Origin of the sequence: Sulfitobacter marinus, assembly GCF_900116285.1 — a bacterium.
Lineage (GTDB): Bacteria > Pseudomonadota > Alphaproteobacteria > Rhodobacterales > Rhodobacteraceae > Sulfitobacter > Sulfitobacter marinus.
The window spans coordinates 126800-145771 of record NZ_FPAJ01000004.1; the positions used below are offsets into that span (position 1 = coordinate 126800).

The following is an 18972-nucleotide window of genomic DNA, read 5'->3' on the forward strand; positions in this document are numbered from 1 at the left end:
TGATAGTGAGGAAATAATTATGCTGAATGAAACCGTCGCGCGCGTCACCGATCGCATCATCGAAAGAAGCGGCGCGGGCCGTCAGGCCTATCTTGCCCGTATGCATGGCGCGGCCGAGGCGGGTCCGGCACGGGCACATCTGTCTTGCAGCGGGCAGGCCCATGCCTATGCGGGCGCAGGCGCAGACCAAGCCGCACTGGCCACGCAATCAGCGGGCAACATCGGCATCATAACCACTTATAATGACATGCTGTCGGCACATCAGCCGTTTGAACGCTTTCCCGAACTGATCCGCGATGCGGCCCGCGCGGCGGGGGGGACGGCACAGGTTGCGGGCGGTGTTCCCGCGATGTGCGACGGCGTGACCCAAGGGACGGCGGGGATGGAACTGAGCCTGTTTTCGCGGGACATCATCGCCATGGCAGCGGGCGTCGGGCTAAGCCACAACACATTCGATTCCGCGATTTACCTGGGGGTCTGCGACAAGATTGTGCCGGGGCTGGTCATTGCAGCGCAGGCGTTTGGGCATCTGCCAGCGGTGTTTTTGCCAGCAGGTCCGATGACCTCGGGCATCTCGAACGATGCGAAGGCTGAAGTGCGTCAACGCTTTGCCTCGGGCGATGCAACCCGAGAAGAGCTGATGGCGTCGGAAATGGCGGCCTATCACGGGCCGGGCACCTGCACATTCTATGGCACCGCCAACACCAACCAGATGCTGATGGAGTTCATGGGTCTGCACCTGCCGGGTGCGTCCTTTGTGAACCCGAACACGCCGCTCCGCGATGCCCTGACGATTGCGGGTACGCAGCGGGCCTTGGCAATCAGCCACTTGGGCAACAGCTATACGCCAGTATGCGATGTCTTGGATGAAAAGGCATATGTTAACGGCATCGTGGGGCTGCATGCGACGGGCGGGTCGACGAACCTGTTGATCCACTTGGTTGCGATGGCGCGCGCGGGTGGGATCATTCTGGATTGGCAGGATTTTTCCGATCTGGCCGATGTGACCCCGCTGCTGGCGCGGGTCTATCCAAACGGTTTGGCCGACGTGAACCATTTCCATGCGGCCGGTGGTTTGGGCTATATGATTGGTCAGTTGCTCAGCGGCGGGTTGCTGCATGACGATGTGAAAACCATCGCCGGTGACGGGCTTGATCGCTATACCCAAGACCCCAAGCTGAAAGACGGCGGGGTTGAATGGGTCTCTGGCCCGACCGAGACATTGAATGATAAAATCTTGCGTCCCATGGGCGACCCTTTCCAGCCGACCGGCGGGCTAAAACGCTTGTCGGGGTCCTTGGGCAATGCCGTGACCAAAGTGTCGGCGGTTAAGCCTGAACACCGGATCGTCGAAGCACCTGCGCGGGTGTTCCACGATCAAGAAGCGGTGAAAGAGGCCTATAAGAATGGCGAGTTCACCAGCGATGTCGTCGTGGTTGTCCGCTTTCAGGGGCCAAAAGCCAACGGCATGCCCGAACTGCACAGCCTGACGCCGGTGCTGGCCAACCTGCAAGCCAAGGGGTTGAAGGTGGCGCTGGTCACGGATGGGCGGATGTCTGGCGCGTCGGGCAAAGTGCTTAGCGCGATCCATGTCTGCCCCGAAGCGTTGGATGGTGGCCCGATTGCCCGCATCCAAGACGGCGATATGATCCGTGTGGATGCCCGTGATGGCCTGCTGGAGGTCACAACGCCCGGCGCGCTGGACCGCGCGCTTGCCACTGCTGACCTATCGGGTAATGAATACGGCCAAGGCCGCGAACTGTTCGCGAATTTCCGCAAAACTGTAGGGGCCGCAGATGCCGGTGCCAGCAGCATTTGAATTGATCAAAGGACCATCCCTATGACCCCTCAAGCCGCAAGTGCCGCTGCTTATGACATCTGCAAACTCGCCCCGATCGTGCCGGTTTTGGTTGTGCATGAGGTGGCCCATGCCCGCCCCTTGGCCGAGGCGTTGATCGCCGGAGGGCTACCCGCGCTTGAGGTGACATTGCGCACCGATGCGGCATTGGACGTGATCGCAGAAATGGCCAGGGTCGAAGGCGGCGCAGTAGGGGCGGGCACATTGCTGACCCCTGACGACGTAAAGCGCGCTGTTGATGCGGGTGCGACTTTCGGCGTTTCGCCGGGGGCGACCGATACCTTGCTGCAAGCTGCCGAAGATCTGGATTTGGCGATGCTGCCCGGTGCTGCCACCGCGTCCGAGGCGATGCGCCTGCTCGAGCGTGGCTATGACATGCTCAAGTTCTTTCCGGCAGAAGCATCAGGAGGCGCACCTGCTTTGAAATCGCTCGCGTCGCCGCTGCCGCAAATCCGGTTTTGCCCTACGGGCGGGGTTAGCACGGCCAATGCGGAAAGTTATCTGTCACTACCGAATGTTGTTTGTGCAGGCGGCAGTTGGGTCGCGCCTGACGCGCTGGTGCGTGCTGGCGACTGGGATGCGATCACAAAACTGGCCCGCGCTGCCAGCCAGTTGGGCCGCTAAAGCGACGCCGCCGCGCGGCTGGCCTGATCATATTGGCCGGAGATGGCGCGCAGATGGGCGGCGATATCCCGCAGATCATCGCCTTTCATATCGGTGCGGTTTAGATTGTCGATCAGGCAGGTATTGCGCACGGCGCGATAGGCCTCGATCAGTTCGACACCGGTGGCTGAGGTGCGATAAAACACCTCTTTTCCGCGCTTGTCGGCCTCAAGCAATTCGGATTTGAGCAATTTTCGCAGGGCATAGTTTACCGTATGCGTGTCCTCGATGTTCAGCATAAAGCAGATATCGGTCAGCCGCTTTTCCCGGCCCCGGTGATTGGTGTTGTGCAGAACCAAAATTTCCAAAGGCGTCAGATCACAATTGCCCGCTGCCGCCATGCAGCGCGACATCCAGCGGCTGAAAGCATTATAGGCAATGATCATCCCGTATTCGAGTTCGGATGCTTCCCATCCTTCACCCTCGGCCAAGTGGCGCGAGGATACGATCCGGCGGGAAGGTTGTGATTGTCCGTCTGACATGAGGTTTCCAAAGCTGATTGTTGTTGTCGTTATGTTAGCGAGTTGCTTGCGTTTTGCAATGATGTGGCCGCCGCTCAACGGTATTTGATTTTAATACAAGTGGTCCAAATATAGACGCATTTCAACGATAGGTGATATCGGGTTGCCAGCGTACAGCTTCGAATCTGGTGATGATTTTTTTGGGTTGTTCTGTCCCATCGGGGCCAACACAGGAGAGTAAGAGATGCTTAAGGCTATAGCCGCCGTCGCGATTTTACTGTTGTCGCTGCCGCAGTCCGGCAGCGCGGAAGGGCGCGTGTATCTGGGCTATGGGCGACTGATCACCAATGACTATCTGGGTGACCTGCAAGACCGGGAACGGACCGGCGCGGTACAGTCATCGCGGGTATGGGGCCCGGAATGGACTGGCGCGTTGCCCAAAAAACTGGGCGAGCTGGTCGAACTGCGTCTGGGCGGCGAGGTGCTGGCACCTGCAAACCTGGCCAACCCCGCGTCCGGATCGCGGCCTTGGGCCGGGGCTATATCAGCGGGGATTCATACGCATTTCAAACCCAAGGATATCGAATACGCAGTTGGCGCATCGCTATACGTGACTGGCCCGCAAACCGGTCTGGACAGCTTTCAGCGTGAATTACACGAATTGATTGGTGACCCGCCCGCCTCTGAGAGCACCTTGGACAATCAGATCGAAAACGGCCTGCATCCCACAGTTCTGATTGAGGCCGCGCGTACAATCCCGATTGGCGAAAACAAAACGCTCCGTCCCTTTATTCAAGGCCAAGCGGGTGTTGAAACGATGATGCGTGCCGGCTTTGACGTGACATTCGGATCAGCTGCAAAAAACGCCTTTATGGTGCGCGACAGCACGTCTGGTCATCGCTATGAGGTGATCCAGAACGCCGAGGCCAAAGGCTATACCGTGGTCGCGGGGGCCGATTTCGCATATGTCAGTGAAAGCACATTCTTGCCGGAAAACCGTGGTTATATGCTGACGGATCACCGCGACCGGGTTCGGCTGGGCGTACATTGGCAGGGCAAGAAAGCATCGATATTTTACGGCGCGACATGGTTGGGAAAGGAATATGAAGCCCAGCCTGATGATCAGGTCATTGGATCGCTGAGAATTAATTTCTCGTTTTGAAATCAGCGCACAACCTATGGTGAATTCACCTTTACCTGCCGTAATGTGGTTGCCCTTGTATTTTTACACAACCTGCAAAAATTAGACCGCTACGCTCTTTGCATGTCGCGTTGTGTTTGCTACTCTAGCGGTAATAAAAAAACGATGAGGCAGCAGAACAGTGATGAAAACAGGCTTTCGAGGCATGTTTGTCATTAGCTGGTCACAAACAGAGATAGACGGGCTGGAAGCCGCGCCGGTGCAATCCCTTGAGGTAGGGGCCGCATGGGCATGGAGAGGCGATGCGACACGCGTTGACGGCCCATCTGATGTTTTGCGACTGGATCAGGCAGACGGCGCAGAAAAACTTCGCAAACGCGCGGCACGGATGGTGCACCGGTTGGTCGGTGCAGCGTTGGACAAAGACGCCCCGAAAGCGCGTGCAGATTACAGCGATGATTCCCTTCACAACTTGATGGATAATAGTTTCGTCGTCACCGATGGCGGCAAAAGCTATACCGTCACGCTGATCGACGTCGGCGAAGGCCGTCAGCCGCTTTTGATGTTCATCGATGATATGCCCCCGCGCAATTGCGATCTGTGGATCGTGCACCATAGCCTAAGCGCCACGTCACTGGGCAAGGCCACGCGGCAAAATGGCGGTGTGATCTGTTTCACGCCCGGCACGGTGATCCGGACGGGCAATGGCATGGCGCAGATCGAAGATCTGAAAGAAGGCGATTTGGTGCAGACCAAGGACAACGGTGTGCAGCCGGTGCGCTGGATCGGCAGCCGCCGGATGAGCGGCGCACGCTTGTTTTCGATGCCACAGCTACGCCCTGTCCGTTTTCACGCCAATGCGTTGGGGCTTGCCCGTCCAGATCAGGATCTGGTGGTCTCGCCCAGTCATCGCATGTTGATCACAGGGGATGCGGCCCAAAGCTTGTTTAACACCAGCGAAGTGTTGGTGACGGCGCGGGATTTGGTGAATGGCTCAAGCGTTACGATTGATGCGCATATGCGCGAAGTGACCTATATTCATCTGCTGCTGGATCAGCATCAGATCATGTGGGCGAACGGTGTGGAGACTGAAAGCTTTCACCCCGTATCAGCGGCGCTGGACAGTTTGGATGCCAAGGACCGTGAACGTTTGGCCGCGCATTACCCTGACCTCAACTCTGACCCGCAAAGCTATGGTCGCTATGCCCGCAGAAACCTGTCGATGTCGGAAGCCGCGATTTTGCAGCACGCGGCATAGGGTGGCTTGGGTTGCGATGCCGCTGCCCGGAAGCCCTTTAGCTGTCCGCGCGGCTGTCGATCAACGCTTTGATAATCGCCTTGGCGCTGTCGCTTGACCAATCCGCATCGCCGCGCAGACGCGCAATTTCGCGGCCCTCTGGGTCAAGGATAACTGTGATCGGCAGGCCAAAGACGCCCATCTGGCTGGCCAGTGCCTGTTTGGGGTCTTGGTGGCGGGGCAGGCTGTCAACGCCGGCTTCCTCAAAGAACCGCTTGATCCCTTCGGGTGAGTTGCGGCCGGTGGCAAGGGTCAGCACGCTAAAATCATCGCCGCCGAATTCTTTTTGCAACGCATTAAGCTGGGGCATTTCCTTGCGGCAGGGCGCGCACCACGTGGCCCAGAAATTCAGCAACACATATTTGCCGTGCCAGTCTTCCAAGGTCGCGCTGCCCGCGTTGTCAGCCAGATCAAAGGCCACGGTTGAGGTGGCCACAGGGGTGTCATGCACGACCAATTTCTTCATGTCGCCGTCCCGCAAGGCGGCGATGTCAGCTGTTTGCGCAAAGCTGGGGTTTGCACCGGCCAAAAGGGCCGTATAAACGAGCGCGAACATTATCTTTTTCATTTTCCCTCCGAGGGGTTGCCTGATGACCGATACGACTTCGAACAAAATGTGGGGTGGCCGTTTTGCCGCCGGACCAGACGCGATCATGGAGGCGATCAACGCCTCGATCTCGTTTGACCGGCGCATGGCCGCCCAGGACATTGCCGGGTCGCGCGCCCATGCCGCCATGTTGGCTGCACAAGACATCATCAGTGATAGCGATGCCGATGCCATTCGGAAAGGCCTGCTCACGGTCTTGTCAGAGATCGAAGGCGGCACGTTCGCCTATTCGACAGCGTTGGAAGACATTCATATGAACGTCGAGGCGCGCCTGAAAGAAGTCATCGGCGAACCTGCGGGCCGCTTGCACACAGGCCGGTCGCGGAACGATCAGGTCGCGACAGATTTCAAGCTGTGGACCCGCGACCAGTTCGATGCCGCCGAAAGCCGTTTGCTGGCGTTGATCCAAGCATTGCTGGGCCAAGCCGAGGCTGGTGCCGATTGGGTTATGCCCGGTTTCACCCATTTGCAAACCGCGCAACCGGTGACGTGGGGCCATCATATGATGGCCTATGTCGAGATGTTTGGCCGCGATCTAAGCCGGATGCGCGATGCACGCGCACGGATGAATGAATCGCCTTTGGGGGCCGCTGCGCTGGCAGGCACGTCTTTCCCCATCGACCGCGACATGACGGCGCAGGCGCTTGGCTTTGACCGCCCGTCGGCCAATTCGCTGGATGCGGTTAGCGATCGTGATTTCGCGCTGGAATTCCTTGGGGCGGCGTCTATCTGCGCCATGCATCTCAGCCGTTTTGCCGAGGAACTGGTGATCTGGTCGTCGGCGCAATTCCGTTTCGTGACCCTGTCGGACCGGTTTTCGACCGGGTCCAGCATCATGCCACAAAAGAAAAACCCCGACGCTGCAGAGCTGATCCGCGCCAAGATCGGGCGCATCATGGGGGCCAATGTGGCGCTGATGATGGTGATGAAGGGGCTGCCGCTGGCCTATTCCAAGGACATGCAGGAAGACAAAGAACAGGTTTTTGACGCTGCCGACAATCTGATGCTGGCGCTGGCCGCGATGGAAGGCATGGTCAAAGACATGTCCGCCAACCGCGAGAGCCTCGCCGCGGCGGCGGGGTCCGGTTTCTCGACGGCGACCGATCTGGCCGACTGGCTGGTGCGGGTATTGGGCCTGCCGTTCCGCGATGCGCATCACATTACCGGATCGCTGGTTGCGCTGGCCGAAAAGAACGGCTGCGACCTGCCTGATTTGACGTTGGACGAGATGAAGACAGCCCATGACGGGATTACAGCCGATGTGTTTGACGTCTTAGGCGTGGAAAATTCCGTCAATTCGCGTATGTCATACGGGGGCACCGCGCCCGCACAGGTGCGCGCGCAGGTTGCCCGTTGGAAGGGGATCCTTGGATGAAACGCGCCGTTGCTATTGTTACGTTGCTAACCCTTGCCGCTTGCGGTGCGGACGGTGAGCCGAAACCACCGCAGGTGCACCAGCGCCAGCAACCCTCGGTGACGGAGCCGGGGGTAACTGTTTCGGGCTCTGCGGAATTCGGCGTCGTTCGGAATTTTTAGGTTGTCGATTTTGCGGATGATATATTTGGCGCTGGCCGTCTGGGGCGCGGTTCATCCAATGTATTATTTCATCGCATGGTTCAGCGCCAACGGGGTTGATATCATGGGCATGGTTGACGCATGGCATGCCAATGCGGCGTCCAGCGGGCTGGTTTGGGATCTGACCATTGCTGCCGTCACCTTGACCGTTTGGATTATCGCCGAGGTTGCCGTGCGGCGAAACTGGACAGCGCTGATTGCCATTCCCGCAACCTTTGGTATTGGGGTAAGCTGTGGCCTGCCTTTGTACCTATTTCTGCGGTCGGCCCCTGTAAAATAGCGTCGGAGCCTCCGGCGGGGATATTTGGGAGCCAGAGAAGATGGATCATTTCCTGTATCGCGACGGTGCGCTGTTCGCTGAGGATGTCGCCATTGCCGAGATTGCAGCGGCGGTAGGGACACCGTTTTACGTTTACTCCACAGCGACGTTGTTGCGACATTTCAAGGCGTTTGACGACGCGTTGGACGGTATGGACCATTTGGTGTGTTATGCCATGAAGGCCAATTCCAATCAGGCGGTTTTGCAGACCTTGGCCCAAGCGGGTGCTGGCATGGATGTGGTGTCGGCCGGGGAATATTTGCGTGCTAAGGCTGCAGGCGTGCCGGGCGACAAGATCGTGTTTTCCGGCGTGGGGAAGACCGCCGCTGAAATCCGGTTGGCGCTTGAGGGCGGTATTCGACAGTTCAATGTTGAATCCGAGCCCGAGATGGAAGTGCTGGACGCTGTTGCCCAATCCATGGGCGTGGTCGCGCCGATTACCATTCGCGTGAACCCGGATGTTGATGCCAAGACCCACGCCAAGATCGCCACAGGCAAATCCGAGAACAAGTTCGGCATCCCCATTGCGCGTGCGCGCGAGGTGTATGCCATGGCCGCCGGTATGGCCGGTCTAGAGGTGATCGGGATCGACGTGCATATCGGCAGCCAATTGACCGATTTGACCCCGTTCGAGATGGCCTATGACAAGGTTGCGGAGCTGACCGAAACCTTGCGCGCCGATGGTCATACGATCAAACGTCTTGATCTGGGGGGCGGTCTGGGTATCCCATACGAGCGTAGCAACGAGGCGCCGCCCTTGCCAAGTGACTATGGCGCGATGGTGCAGCGCAAGCTGGGTCATCTGGGTTGCGAGATCGAGATCGAACCGGGTCGTTTGATTGCGGGCAATGCAGGGCTGATGGTGAGCGAGGTTATCTATGTCAAATCTGGCGAGGGGCGCGATTTCCTGATCCTTGACGGTGCGATGAATGATCTGATCCGTCCTGCGATGTACGAGGCCCACCATGATATCGTTCCCGTGGTTGAGCCCGCCGCTGGGGCCGAGCAGCAACCCTATGATATTGTGGGGCCGGTCTGCGAATCCGGTGATACCTTTGCCAAGCAGCGTATGATGCCCAAGTTGGCGGCGGGCGACTTGGTCGCGTTCAGAAGTGCCGGTGCATATGGCGCGGTGATGAGCAGCGAATACAATTCGCGCGCCCTTATTCCCGAGGTGTTGGTCAAGGGCGATCAATTTGCGGTTATTCGCGCACGCCCGACCTTTGACGAAATGATAAATCGCGATACCATCCCTGAATGGCTTTGACCGCGCCCTGCGTGTCAGCCACGCGGGAGATCGGTGGCAATGGCCCCATTCAAACTGGATAATCAGCACCCCGGGCTTGCGAAAATTCGCGGGCCACTCAGGCTGACATGGGCGGGAATGTGGGCTGAAAGCCTTGTTCGGGCGCTGTGGCCGATGCTGACTGTCGCCTTGCTGGTGCTTGCGGCTCTGATGCTGGGCCTGCAAGATGTTGTCGCTTTGGACGTCGTTTATGGTGCCGCTGTCGTTGCGTTTGTCGCGGCCTGCGCGGCGCTGGTCTATCCCTTTCGCAATTTTGACGTGCCCACGCGTGCCGAGGCGCTTGCGCGGCTAGACGCCAGCCTGCCGGGTCGGCCTATTCAAGCTTTGATGGATGATCAGGCGATTGGCGCGGGCGATGCGGCGTCCATGGCGGTGTGGCAGGCCCACCAGAAACGCATGGTCGATCGGGCCGCAACGGCGCGGGCGGTGCCCGCTGACCTGCGGGTGTCGCGCCGTGATCCATATGCCTTGCGCTATGTTGCGCTGCTGTTTTTCGCGGTTGCGCTCGTGTTCGGGTCTGTTTTGCGCGTGGGGTCGGTCGCAGGCATGGTGCCCGGCGCTGGCGGTTTGGCCAGCGGTCCGGTTTGGGAAGGTTGGGCAGAGCCACCGCGCTATACAGGCAAGCCGACATTATATCTGGCCGATCTTGAGGACGGGCAGGTCAGCCTGCCCAAGGGTACGTTGATCACCGTCCGGCTGTATGGCGAGGTTGGCGCACTGGAGGTGGATGAGACGGTGTCGGGGCTGGGGCGACCTGCTGATGCCGAGCCAGCCTTGGTGCTGGATTTCAAAGTGAACCAAAGCGGTGAGATCATTATCGCTGGACCCGGTGGGCGCAGCTGGGACGTGGCGATGCTGCCCGATGCCGCGCCAAGGGTCGAGATTGCGGGCGATCCTCAGGTCGCAGCCTTGGGCGAAATGAGCCTGCCCTTTGCCGCCAGTGACGATTACGGTGTCGAGGCCGGTGAGGCGCGTATCAGCCTTGATCTGGCATCGGTTGACCGGCGCTATGGGCTGGCGATTGAACCGGAGGCGCGGCCTGACGTGATCGTTCCGCTGACCATGCCGATTGCGGGCGGGCGTAGAAGTTTCGAAGAAAACCTGATTGAGGACTTTTCCAAGCACCCGTGGGCGAACCTGCCGGTAAAAATAAGCCTGAGTGTTTTGGACGCGTCAGAGCAGCAATTTACCGCTGCGCCCAGTGACATGATCCTGCCGGGGCGGCGGTTTTTCGATCCGCTGGCTGCGGCGGTGATTGAACAGCGTCGTGATTTACTGTGGTCCAAGGCGAACGCGCCGCGGTTGGTGCAACTGCTCAAGGCGGTGTCGTATCGCCCGCAAGATGTGTTCCGGACCGAGACATCTGCCTTGCGCCTGCGTCGCCAGATTGACCGGTTGGACATTCGCGCGAAATACGGGCTGACCGATGACCTTCAAGCCGAGATTGCGGATGACCTTTGGGACTTGGCCATCGAGTTGGAGGAAGGGGTGCTGGCCGATGCGTTGGAGCGGATGCGTCGTGCCCAAGAGCGTTTGGCCGAAGCGATGAAAAATGGCGCGTCCAACGAAGAGATTGCCGAGCTGATGGACGAGCTGCGCCGCGCAACGGAAGAGTACATGCAGCAACTGCGTCGCCAGCAGGCCCAAGACGGCGAACAGCAGCAGCGCCAGCAAGGCGAAACGATGCAGATGACCCAAGACGATCTGCAACGCATGATGGACCGCATCCAAGAGCTGATGGAGCAGGGACGCATGGCCGAAGCCGAACAGGCTCTGCGCGAGTTGCAAGAGATGATGGAGAATATGCGCGTCACCGAAGGCCAGCCGGGCCAAGGCGGCGACAGCCCCGGTGAACAGGCGATGGAAGGCTTGGCAGATGCGCTGCGAGAGCAGCAAGAGCTAAGCGATGAGGCATTTCGCGACCTGCAAGAGCAGTTCAACCCGAACGGCGGTCAAGAGCAGCCTGGTCAAGAGGGCGACCAACAGCAGGGGCAGGAACAGGGCGCGGAGCAACAGCCGGGGCAAGGTGGGAATTCAATTGCCGAACGCCAGCGGGCGTTGCGCAACGAGCTAAACCGACAAGAGGGCCGCCTGCCCGGAGAAGGGGAAGCCGCGCGTGAAGCCTTGGACCGCGCCGGCCGGGCTATGGATGAGGCCGAGCAATCCTTGCGCGACAACGAACTGGCAGATGCCATTGACGATCAAGCCCGCGCAATGGACGCGCTCCGTGAAGGCATGCGCGCGTTAGGGGATGCCATCGCTCAAGAACAGCAACAACAGGCCGGCCAAGGCAGCGCAGAGGGCAACCAGCGCGCGGATCAGCGTGATCCGCTGGGGCGCGATCAATCCTCAAACGGGGGCGAAAGCACGCAGGGCGATTTGGCGTTGGACGATGACGCCTATGGCCGCGCGCGCGAATTGCTGGACGAAATCCGCCGCCGGTCAGGCGAGACCGAGCGCCCCGAGGTCGAGCGTGATTACCTTAACCGGCTTTTGGATCGATTTTAGGGCAAGCTAGTTGCCCGATTGGGAGGCTTTCGCCTCAAGCCACTGCAGGACGCTTTGTACCGAGTTGTCCAGCGATACACGCGCCTGATTAATTGTGGCGACATAGCTGGAAAGAAACGGCTGAAGCTGGGGAACGGCCTCGGAAATCTGTGCGGCAAAGATGTAGATAAGCAAAAGCAGCGCTGCCAATATGATAACCATCGCAAAGCCGCGCTTGAAGCCGCTTTGGCTTTTTGAACCTGCGCCCGCGGTTGTGTCTTCCAGATCAGGGTCCGCCGAGCGGCGCTCGTTACCGGTGCGTAGTGTTGAATTGATTTCCTCGATATCGGGCAAAAGATCGCGCCGTGATCCTGCCACCGCAGCGCTTGTTGCGGCGGCCGGGCCGCCTTCTGCGATAACGCCGCGCAACCGTGCGGTTCGTTCTTTAGCCTGCCGGGTACGTTCCTCGGGGTCAAGATCGCCTTGCTCATCGCCCAGACCAAGGTCAGGCTGGATTTCGAGTGTTTCTGCCTGTTTGTTCTGCCGGGCCAGCTTTTCGGCTTCGGCTTCCTGGCGCAGAATATCAGCGACCGATGGGTCCAACTTTCTGCGCGTGGGCGCAGAGGCGGGTTTGGCTGGCGGTGCGGCGGTTTCCTCGTCCGGTGTTGGCGCGGGGTCGCCCAGCTCACCGGGGGTGTCTTCTGGTGGATAATCAGGGTGATGCTGAAACCATGTTTGACCACAGTTGGAGCATTGTACGTCGCGCCCAGCTGTCGGCATCACATCATCGGGTACTTCGTATTGCGCATCACAATTGGGACAGATCAGTCTCATATCGCGTCACTACCCATTGAAAACTCCATCGTTTGCGCGTGTTTGCCACCATATGACTTAGAAAACGGCAGTAAAAGTGCAATCTTCACCGGGTGGGGTGTTCGGGTGCATTGAAACCTATGCGGTGCTGAGGCACAACAGTTCAAACGGATTGGGATATGCCTGTGATCGAATTTGAAAACGTGGCCTATAGTTACGGCGGAGGCGAGCTTTTGTCCGATATCTCGGTCAAGCTGGCACCGGGCTCATTTCACTTTCTGACGGGGCCTTCGGGGTCGGGTAAGACGACCTTGATGAAGCTGTGCTATGGCGCGCTGCTGCCGACGGCGGGCCATGTGACTTTGTTTGGCAGAGACGCGCGCAGCCTTGACCGCGACGACATTGCGATGACGCGGCGCCGTATCGGGGTCGTGCATCAAGATTGCCAATTCCTTAACCATATGTCTGTCGCCGAGAATATCGGACTGCCGTTAACTGTATCCGGCCGGCATGCAGAAACCGGCGGCGATGATCTGACCGAGCTGCTGGCCTGGGTCGGGCTGGCCAACCGCGCCGACGCGCTGCCCCCAGAATTGTCGGGGGGTGAACGGCAGCGCGCGGCCTTGGCCCGCGCCGTCATTATGTCGCCCGATGTGGTGCTGGCGGACGAGCCGACCGGTAATGTCGATTGGGAAATGTCGCAACGATTGCTAAGACTGCTGATCGAGCTGAACAAAATGGGCAAAACCGTGTTGATCGCGACCCATGATCTGGGCCTGATCCGCGCCACCAAGGCACATGTACAAGCCCGCGTGTTACGCATTGCCAACCGGCGCATTCAATTGGCGGGGGCAGATTTATGAACATGTTTCAATTTGCCATCGCAGCCCTATGGACAGGTGACCGGCAAGCAGACCGTGTGGTGCCGCCCTCTGGATTTACAGCGCAGCTGACCTTGTTTGCGGCGGGCACGATGGCGTTTCTAGCGGTTTTTGCGCTGGCGTTTTCATTAGCATCGGGTCGGTTGGCTACGATCTGGGGACAGGAACTGGCCCGCACGGCGACGATCCGTGTGGTGGCCCCCATCGACCAGCGCGCAGCCCAGACCGAAGCGGCCTTGCGTATTTTGGAAACGACCAAGGGCGTCGCCTCTGCCCGTGCGCTAACGGATGCGGAACAACAGGCCTTGCTGACCCCTTGGTTCGGGGCCGAGCTGGCTATTGATGCCCTGCCGGTGCCGCGCTTGATCGAGATCGTCGAGGATAACGAGGGATTGGACCCTGAAGGCCTGCGCTTGCGGTTGGCCGCCGAGGTGCCGGGGGCGGTTCTGGATAACCACAGCCGCTGGCGCGCGCCCCTGGTCCAAGCTGCATCGCGGCTGAAACTGCTTGGCTGGATATCCACGATCCTGATCACGGCCACATTGGCGGCGATGGTGACGTTGGCCGCAAACGCCGCGCTGTCGGCGAACGCGCAGGTGATTGCCGTGTTACGGCTGGTCGGGGCCACCGACAGCTATATCGCCCAGGCTTTTATTCGGCGTTTCACGTTCAGGGCGCTGTCCGGGGCTGCTACAGGAACGGTGTTGGGAGTGCTGGCCATGCTGCTGTTGCCCAGCAGTGACGACGTTGGCGGATTTTTGACGGGGCTGGGTTTTGAAGGGCGCGATTGGCTGGCCCCTGTGTTGATCCCGTTTTTGGCGGGGGCAGTTGCCTTTGCCGCCACAGGTGCCGCGGCCAAACGCACACTAAAGGAACTCGCTTGATGCTCCAATGGATACGATCGCTTGCGTTTGTCGCGCTGTCCACAATCGCCATGCCGATTTTTGGACTGGTCTATGCGCCGTGGGCGATGTTTTCGCTGCGCGGTGCCTATGTCTGCTGCAAAAGCTATTCGCGGTTTATTATGTGGCTGGCGGAGCATCTAGTTGGCATGCGCTGCGAGGTCCGCGGCACCCCCCCTCAAGGCGGGGTTCTGATCGCTGCAAAGCACCAGTCATTCCTTGATATCATGATGATCTTTCAGGCGGTCCCGTTGGGCAAGTTCATCATGAAAAAGGAAATACTGTGGACGCCGGTGATCGGGCAATATGCGAAGCGGATGAAGATGTACGCCGTTGACCGGGGCAAACGCGGGGCGGCTGTGGCAAAAATGCTCGAAGACGTCAAAGCGGGGCATGTCGAGGCCGGTCAGTTGATTATCTATTCCCAAGGCACCCGTGTGGCCCCGGGTGTGTCTGCCCCCTATAAAAAGGGAACGGCGGCCTTGTACGAACAGATGGGGCAAACCTGCGTGCCTGTCGCCACAAATGTCGGATATTTCTGGCCGCGCCGCGGGCTGTACCGTCGCCCGGGCGTCGCAGTGGTCGAGTTTCTGGATCCAATCCCACCGGGCCTGCCACGTGACGCGTTCATGACCCGCCTTGAACAGACGGTTGAGGCACGATCAGACGCATTGTTGGAAGAAGCTAAGTCCGGCAGCGCAGGGCGCTAGTTCGGCAAAGTATGCCTTGGCATTGCTTGGCGCGGGCCATTTTCAGGTTTTAGGGTAGGTGGGGCGTGAACCCCACCAAAGCCATCACATGTGTATAGGTCCATCACCACAGGCCAGTGCTGCCTCGCGAACAGCCTCGGAATAGGTGGGGTGGGCGTGGCATGTCATGGCCAAGTCTTCGGCGGATGCGCCGAATTCCATTGCGACGCAGACCTCGTGAATTAGATCACCGGCTGCTGGTCCGATGATATGTGCGCCCAGAATGCGGTCGGTTTCTTTGTCCGCGATGATTTTGACAAAGCCGTCACCGGCAAAGACGGCCTTGGCGCGCGCATTGCCCATAAAGCTGAACTTGCCGACCTTATAGGCGCGGCCCGCTTCCTTGAGCTGCTCTTCGGTGGCTCCGACATTGGCGACCTCGGGGTGGGTGTAGATCACGCCGGGGATCACGCCATAGTTTACGTGCCCATGTTTGCCGGCGACGACCTCGGCCACGGCCATGCCTTCGTCTTCGGCCTTGTGCGCCAGCATCGGCCCCTCGATCACGTCGCCGATCGCATAGATGCCGTTGACGGAAGTTTGCCAATGATCGTTAACCGCGATCTGGCCGCGCTTTGTCAGCTCGATACCCAAGCCATCGAGGCCCAGACCATCGTAGAAGGGTTTGCGGCCAGTGGCGACCAGAACGACATCCGCATCAAGCACGTGCTCGCTGTCGTCCTTGCGCAGTTTATAGGTGACTTTGGCCTTGGTCTTTGTAGCATCTGTGCGTTGTACGGCCGCGCCCATGACGAAATTGATGCCCTGCTTTTTCAGCAGCTTCATAAAGCTTTTTTGAACTTCGCCGTCCATACCAGGGGTAATCGCATCGAGGAATTCGACAATGGTAACCTCTGACCCGAGCCGCGCATAGACAGAGCCAAGCTCAAGGCCGATCACACCAGCACCGATGACGACCAGTTTTTTGGGCACTTTGTTCAAGGTCAGGGCACCGGTGGATGTCACCACGACTTTCTCGTCCACTTCGACGCCGGGCAGGGATGCGGGCTCTGATCCGGTTGCGATGATGATATGTTTTGCTTCGTGGATGTCATCGCCCACCTTGACTTTGCCGGGCTCCGGAACGGTTGCCCAGCCTTTGATCCAGTCGATTTTGTTCTTCTTGAACAGAAATTCGATGCCCTTGGTGTTGGTGTCGACGGTCTTCTGTTTGTAGGCCAGCATCTGGTTCCAGTCGACCGAGGGGCTTTTGCCCTTGAGGCCCATGTCAGCAAAATTATGTTCTGCTTCGTGCAGCATATGCGTGGCGTGGAGCATCGCCTTGGACGGGATACAGCCCACGTTCAGGCAGGTCCCGCCAAGGGTTTCGCGGCCTTCGACGCAGGCCGTCTTGAGGCCCAATTGGGCGCAACGAATGGCGGATACGTAGCCGCCGGGGCCGGAGCCGATGATGATGACATCGTAGCTGGACATGGAAGGTCTCCTTGGTAGGTCGGGCGATTATTTGTGTCAGGCGAGGTGCCGGTTGAAAACTAAGCTAGGGGGCGCTGCCCCCGTGCGCAAGCGCACGCCCTCGGGATTTATGGCCATTTGGAAACTCAGAAGAGCGCCGCAATCAGCATAAGAACAGTTGCGCCAAAGCCAACCGCCCAGATGAGAGAGCGGCCCGGGCATAGCCCGTAAGCGTAGGCGGGGATATAGGCGATGCGGGCGGCGAGAGACACCCAGGCGAGGGCAGCTGTGTCGGGTGTGCTTTGGTTTGTGGTTTGGATCACGAGCGCGGCGATACCGAACAGGATCAGTGCCTCGAACATATTGTTCAGGGCACGACCCAACCGTGCCGTTCTTTCTGACATCTGGCGCGTTGGTTCGCGGTCGCGCGCAGATAGGGTATAGCCCATCCCCAGTTCTAGATTAGCGGGGATGGCATAGATGGCAAAGGTCACCACCTGCAGCAATGCTGCGAGAATGAGAACTGTAAGTTCGGGTCCCATTGCAGCATTCAGCCTTTAAAGCGCGAGGAAATACAAAACGACGGTGGCCGCAAATCCGGCCAGCCAGACCAGAGTGCGCACCGCAGGAATGCCAAAGGCATAGACCGGTAGATAGATTATGCGGGCGATTAGAAACACCTGAGCCGCCAGAAGGCTGGCAGAGCTGGTACGGTCAAGCACCACCAGAATCAGGATCGCGGGGGCAAAAAGTGCCATGGCGGTGATCGAGTTGGCCAGAGCACGTTCGAGCCGCGCGGTCATACCGCTGACGGTGCGCGTTTCATCGCGCGAGGACATCAGGTAGCCAAGGCTGAGCTGCTGCATGCCGCCCAGGACCTGAAGCAGGATGGTCAGCAGAACCAGCAGACCGTAGGCGGCGAGTATTGTCGTTTCTGTCATGGTCGACCCCTTTGCGATTTAGGCGCGGGTCTTTTGCCCGCGCGCATGTTTTTTACAGATCCATCAACAAACGGCGTGGATCTTCCAGTGCTTCTTTGACGCGGACAAGGAAGGTTACCGCGCCTTTGCCGTCAACAATGCGGTGATCATAGCTGAGCGCCAGATACATCATCGGGCGGATCACGACCTGCCCGTTGATCGCCATCGGGCGGTCCTGGATTTTGTGCATGCCAAGGATACCCGATTGCGGCGGGTTCAGAATGGGAGAAGACATCAGCGAGCCGTAAACACCACCGTTGGAGATGGTGAAGGTGCCGCCTTGCATTTCAGCCATGGACAGTTTGCCATCGCGAGCCTTGGCCCCCATTTCGCCAATCGATTTTTCGATCGTGGCAAAGGACATGTCTTGCGCGTCTTTGATCACTGGCACCACGAGGCCCGTTGGCGTGCCCGCCGCGATACCCATGTTGACGTAGTTTTTGTACACAACATCGGTGCCGTCGATTTCGGCGTTCACCTCGGGGACTTCATGCAGGGCGTGGATACATGCCTTGGTGAAGAACGACATGAAGCCGAGTTTTACGCCGTGCTTTTTCAGGAACAGGTCTTTGTACTCATTCCGCAGGGCCATAATCTCGGTCATGTCGACCTCGTTATAGGTGGTCAGCATGGCCGCGGTGTTCTGGCTGTCTTTCAGACGCTTGGCGATGGTTTGACGCAGACGGGTCATTTTGACCCGTTCTTCGCGCGCTGCATCTTGCGGTGCAGAAGGCGCGCGCGGGGCGGCGACAGGGGTTGGTTTCGCGGCTGAGGTGCCCGCGGCAACAGCCCTGGCAACGTCTTCTTTCATAACGCGGCCATCTCGGCCTGTGCCGGTGACCTGATCGCGGGTGATACCGGCCTCTGCCATCGCCTTTTTGGCAGAAGGGGCATCCTCGATGTCACCGGACGCGGGGGCCGCTGATGGCGCTGCGGGTGTATCTGTCTTGGATGCTGGGGCGGCGGCACCGGCACCTGGGGCGATAACGGCAAGCTTGCCGTTGGCTTCGACCGTGGCCCCCTCTTCGAACAGAATTTTTGTCAGGGTACCCGCGGCGGGGGCGGGCACTTCGACGCTGACCTTATCGGTTTCAAGTTCGCACAGCATTTCGTCGGCCTCGACCGTATCGCCGACTTTCTTGAACCATGTGCTGATTGTCGCCTCGGTCACGGATTCACCAAGGGTGGGGACCATGACATCAATGGCGTCACCGCCTGTGGCCGGCGCTTCGACCTTGGCGGTCGCGGCGGGTTTGTCCTGTTTGGCAGCAGGCTTTTCGCCGCCTTCAGAGATATTGGCAAGCAGGGCATCGACGCCAACGGTTTCACCTTCGGCGGCGACGATATCGTTCAAAGTGCCTGCGATCGGGCTGGGGACTTCGACGGTGACCTTATCGGTTTCCAACTCGCACAGCATTTCGTCAACCTCGACCTGATCGCCGGGTTTCTTGAACCATGTTGCCACGGTCGCTTCGGTAACGGATTCACCTAGTGTGGGGACGCGTACTTCGCTTGTCATG

19 protein-coding genes are annotated in these 18972 nt (G+C 59.1%); 12 read left to right on the top strand and 7 right to left on the bottom strand.

The genetic code is table 11. The features are described from left to right. The first annotated feature begins 19 nt into the window (after positions 1 to 19). Positions 20 to 1819, top strand: a complete 1800-nt coding sequence (gene edd, locus BM347_RS12110; protein WP_093916749.1) for a phosphogluconate dehydratase — start codon at positions 20 to 22, stop codon at positions 1817 to 1819. Positions 1820 to 1840: 21 nt separating this feature from the next. Beyond that, positions 1841 to 2482, top strand: coding sequence for a bifunctional 4-hydroxy-2-oxoglutarate aldolase/2-dehydro-3-deoxy-phosphogluconate aldolase (eda, locus tag BM347_RS12115; protein ID WP_093916750.1), 642 nt, complete (start codon positions 1841 to 1843; stop codon positions 2480 to 2482). Here the strand turns inward: eda and BM347_RS12120 are convergent. Beyond that, a complete protein-coding gene (locus BM347_RS12120) occupies positions 2479 to 3003 on the bottom strand; it encodes a winged helix DNA-binding protein (RefSeq protein WP_093916751.1) in 525 nt (174 codons plus the stop codon). The genes eda and BM347_RS12120 overlap by 4 nt on opposite strands. 223 nt (positions 3004 to 3226) lie before the next feature. Between BM347_RS12120 and BM347_RS12125 the strand changes: the two genes are divergently transcribed. Both BM347_RS12125 and BM347_RS12130 read left to right on the top strand, forming a co-directional pair. Further along, on the top strand, positions 3227 to 4144 hold the full coding sequence (locus BM347_RS12125; protein ID WP_093916752.1) for a lipid A-modifier LpxR family protein: 918 nt from the start codon (positions 3227 to 3229) through the stop codon (positions 4142 to 4144). A gap of 163 nt (positions 4145 to 4307) precedes the next feature. Next, complete coding sequence (locus BM347_RS12130; RefSeq protein ID WP_175498555.1) at positions 4308 to 5381, top strand: Hint domain-containing protein; 1074 nt, start codon at positions 4308 to 4310, stop codon at positions 5379 to 5381. A gap of 37 nt (positions 5382 to 5418) precedes the next feature. Here BM347_RS12130 and BM347_RS12135 read toward each other — a convergent pair whose 3' ends face one another. Continuing rightward, complete coding sequence (locus tag BM347_RS12135) at positions 5419 to 5976, bottom strand: TlpA family protein disulfide reductase (RefSeq protein WP_425442464.1); 558 nt, start codon at positions 5974 to 5976, stop codon at positions 5419 to 5421. Positions 5977 to 6010: 34 nt separating this feature from the next. On the opposite strand from BM347_RS12135, the gene argH reads away from it, so the two are divergent. From argH to BM347_RS12155, 5 genes are read left to right on the top strand one after another with little or no spacing between them, the layout of a single operon-like run. After that, positions 6011 to 7402 carry an argininosuccinate lyase gene (argH, locus tag BM347_RS12140; RefSeq protein ID WP_093916755.1) on the top strand — a complete coding sequence of 464 codons (1392 nt, stop codon included), beginning with the start codon at positions 6011 to 6013 and terminating at the stop codon, positions 7400 to 7402. Continuing rightward, positions 7399 to 7563 (top strand): argininosuccinate lyase, encoded by a 165-nt coding sequence (locus BM347_RS17460; protein ID WP_139226483.1) that lies wholly within the window; start codon positions 7399 to 7401, stop codon positions 7561 to 7563. Before argH ends, BM347_RS17460 begins: the two co-directional genes overlap by 4 nt. Before the next feature lie 16 nt (positions 7564 to 7579). Then, a complete protein-coding gene (locus BM347_RS12145; RefSeq protein WP_093916756.1) occupies positions 7580 to 7882 on the top strand; it encodes a DUF2834 domain-containing protein in 303 nt (100 codons plus the stop codon). Positions 7883 to 7922: 40 nt separating this feature from the next. Then, positions 7923 to 9188, top strand: a complete 1266-nt coding sequence (gene lysA, locus BM347_RS12150; protein WP_093916757.1) for a diaminopimelate decarboxylase — start codon at positions 7923 to 7925, stop codon at positions 9186 to 9188. Between the two features lie 39 nt (positions 9189 to 9227). Beyond that, positions 9228 to 11735 (top strand): TIGR02302 family protein, encoded by a 2508-nt coding sequence (locus BM347_RS12155; RefSeq protein WP_093917050.1) that lies wholly within the window; start codon positions 9228 to 9230, stop codon positions 11733 to 11735. Positions 11736 to 11741: 6 nt separating this feature from the next. On the opposite strand, the gene BM347_RS12160 is transcribed toward BM347_RS12155, so the two are convergent. Continuing rightward, positions 11742 to 12548: a zinc-ribbon domain-containing protein gene (locus BM347_RS12160; RefSeq protein WP_093916758.1), complete on the bottom strand. Its 807-nt coding sequence runs from the start codon at positions 12546 to 12548 to the stop codon at positions 11742 to 11744. Positions 12549 to 12712: 164 nt separating this feature from the next. On the opposite strand from BM347_RS12160, the gene BM347_RS12165 reads away from it, so the two are divergent. The 3 genes from BM347_RS12165 to BM347_RS12175 are packed head-to-tail and all read left to right on the top strand — an operon-like array spanning position 12713 to position 15020. Then, the gene (locus tag BM347_RS12165) at positions 12713 to 13390 is read left to right on the top strand and encodes a cell division ATP-binding protein FtsE (protein WP_093917051.1); all 678 of its coding nucleotides are present in this window, start codon (positions 12713 to 12715) and stop codon (positions 13388 to 13390) included. After that, positions 13387 to 14292 (top strand): cell division protein FtsX, encoded by a 906-nt coding sequence (locus tag BM347_RS12170; protein WP_093916759.1) that lies wholly within the window; start codon positions 13387 to 13389, stop codon positions 14290 to 14292. Before BM347_RS12165 ends, BM347_RS12170 begins: the two co-directional genes overlap by 4 nt. Then, on the top strand, positions 14292 to 15020 hold the full coding sequence (locus BM347_RS12175) for a lysophospholipid acyltransferase family protein (protein WP_093916760.1): 729 nt from the start codon (positions 14292 to 14294) through the stop codon (positions 15018 to 15020). Before BM347_RS12170 ends, BM347_RS12175 begins: the two co-directional genes overlap by 1 nt. A gap of 84 nt (positions 15021 to 15104) precedes the next feature. On the opposite strand, the gene lpdA is transcribed toward BM347_RS12175, so the two are convergent. The 4 genes from lpdA to odhB form a co-directional block, all read right to left on the bottom strand. Beyond that, positions 15105 to 16493: a dihydrolipoyl dehydrogenase gene (lpdA, locus tag BM347_RS12180; protein ID WP_093916761.1), complete on the bottom strand. Its 1389-nt coding sequence runs from the start codon at positions 16491 to 16493 to the stop codon at positions 15105 to 15107. A 125-nt stretch (positions 16494 to 16618) separates the two neighbouring features. Then, entirely contained in the window at positions 16619 to 17014 is a 396-nt protein-coding gene (locus tag BM347_RS12185) for an MAPEG family protein (protein WP_093916762.1), read from the bottom strand. A 15-nt stretch (positions 17015 to 17029) separates the two neighbouring features. After that, complete coding sequence (locus BM347_RS12190; protein WP_093916763.1) at positions 17030 to 17413, bottom strand: MAPEG family protein; 384 nt, start codon at positions 17411 to 17413, stop codon at positions 17030 to 17032. Between the two features lie 52 nt (positions 17414 to 17465). Beyond that, positions 17466 to 18971, bottom strand: a complete 1506-nt coding sequence (odhB, locus tag BM347_RS12195; protein WP_093916764.1) for a 2-oxoglutarate dehydrogenase complex dihydrolipoyllysine-residue succinyltransferase — start codon at positions 18969 to 18971, stop codon at positions 17466 to 17468. Position 18972 lies beyond the last annotated feature (1 nt).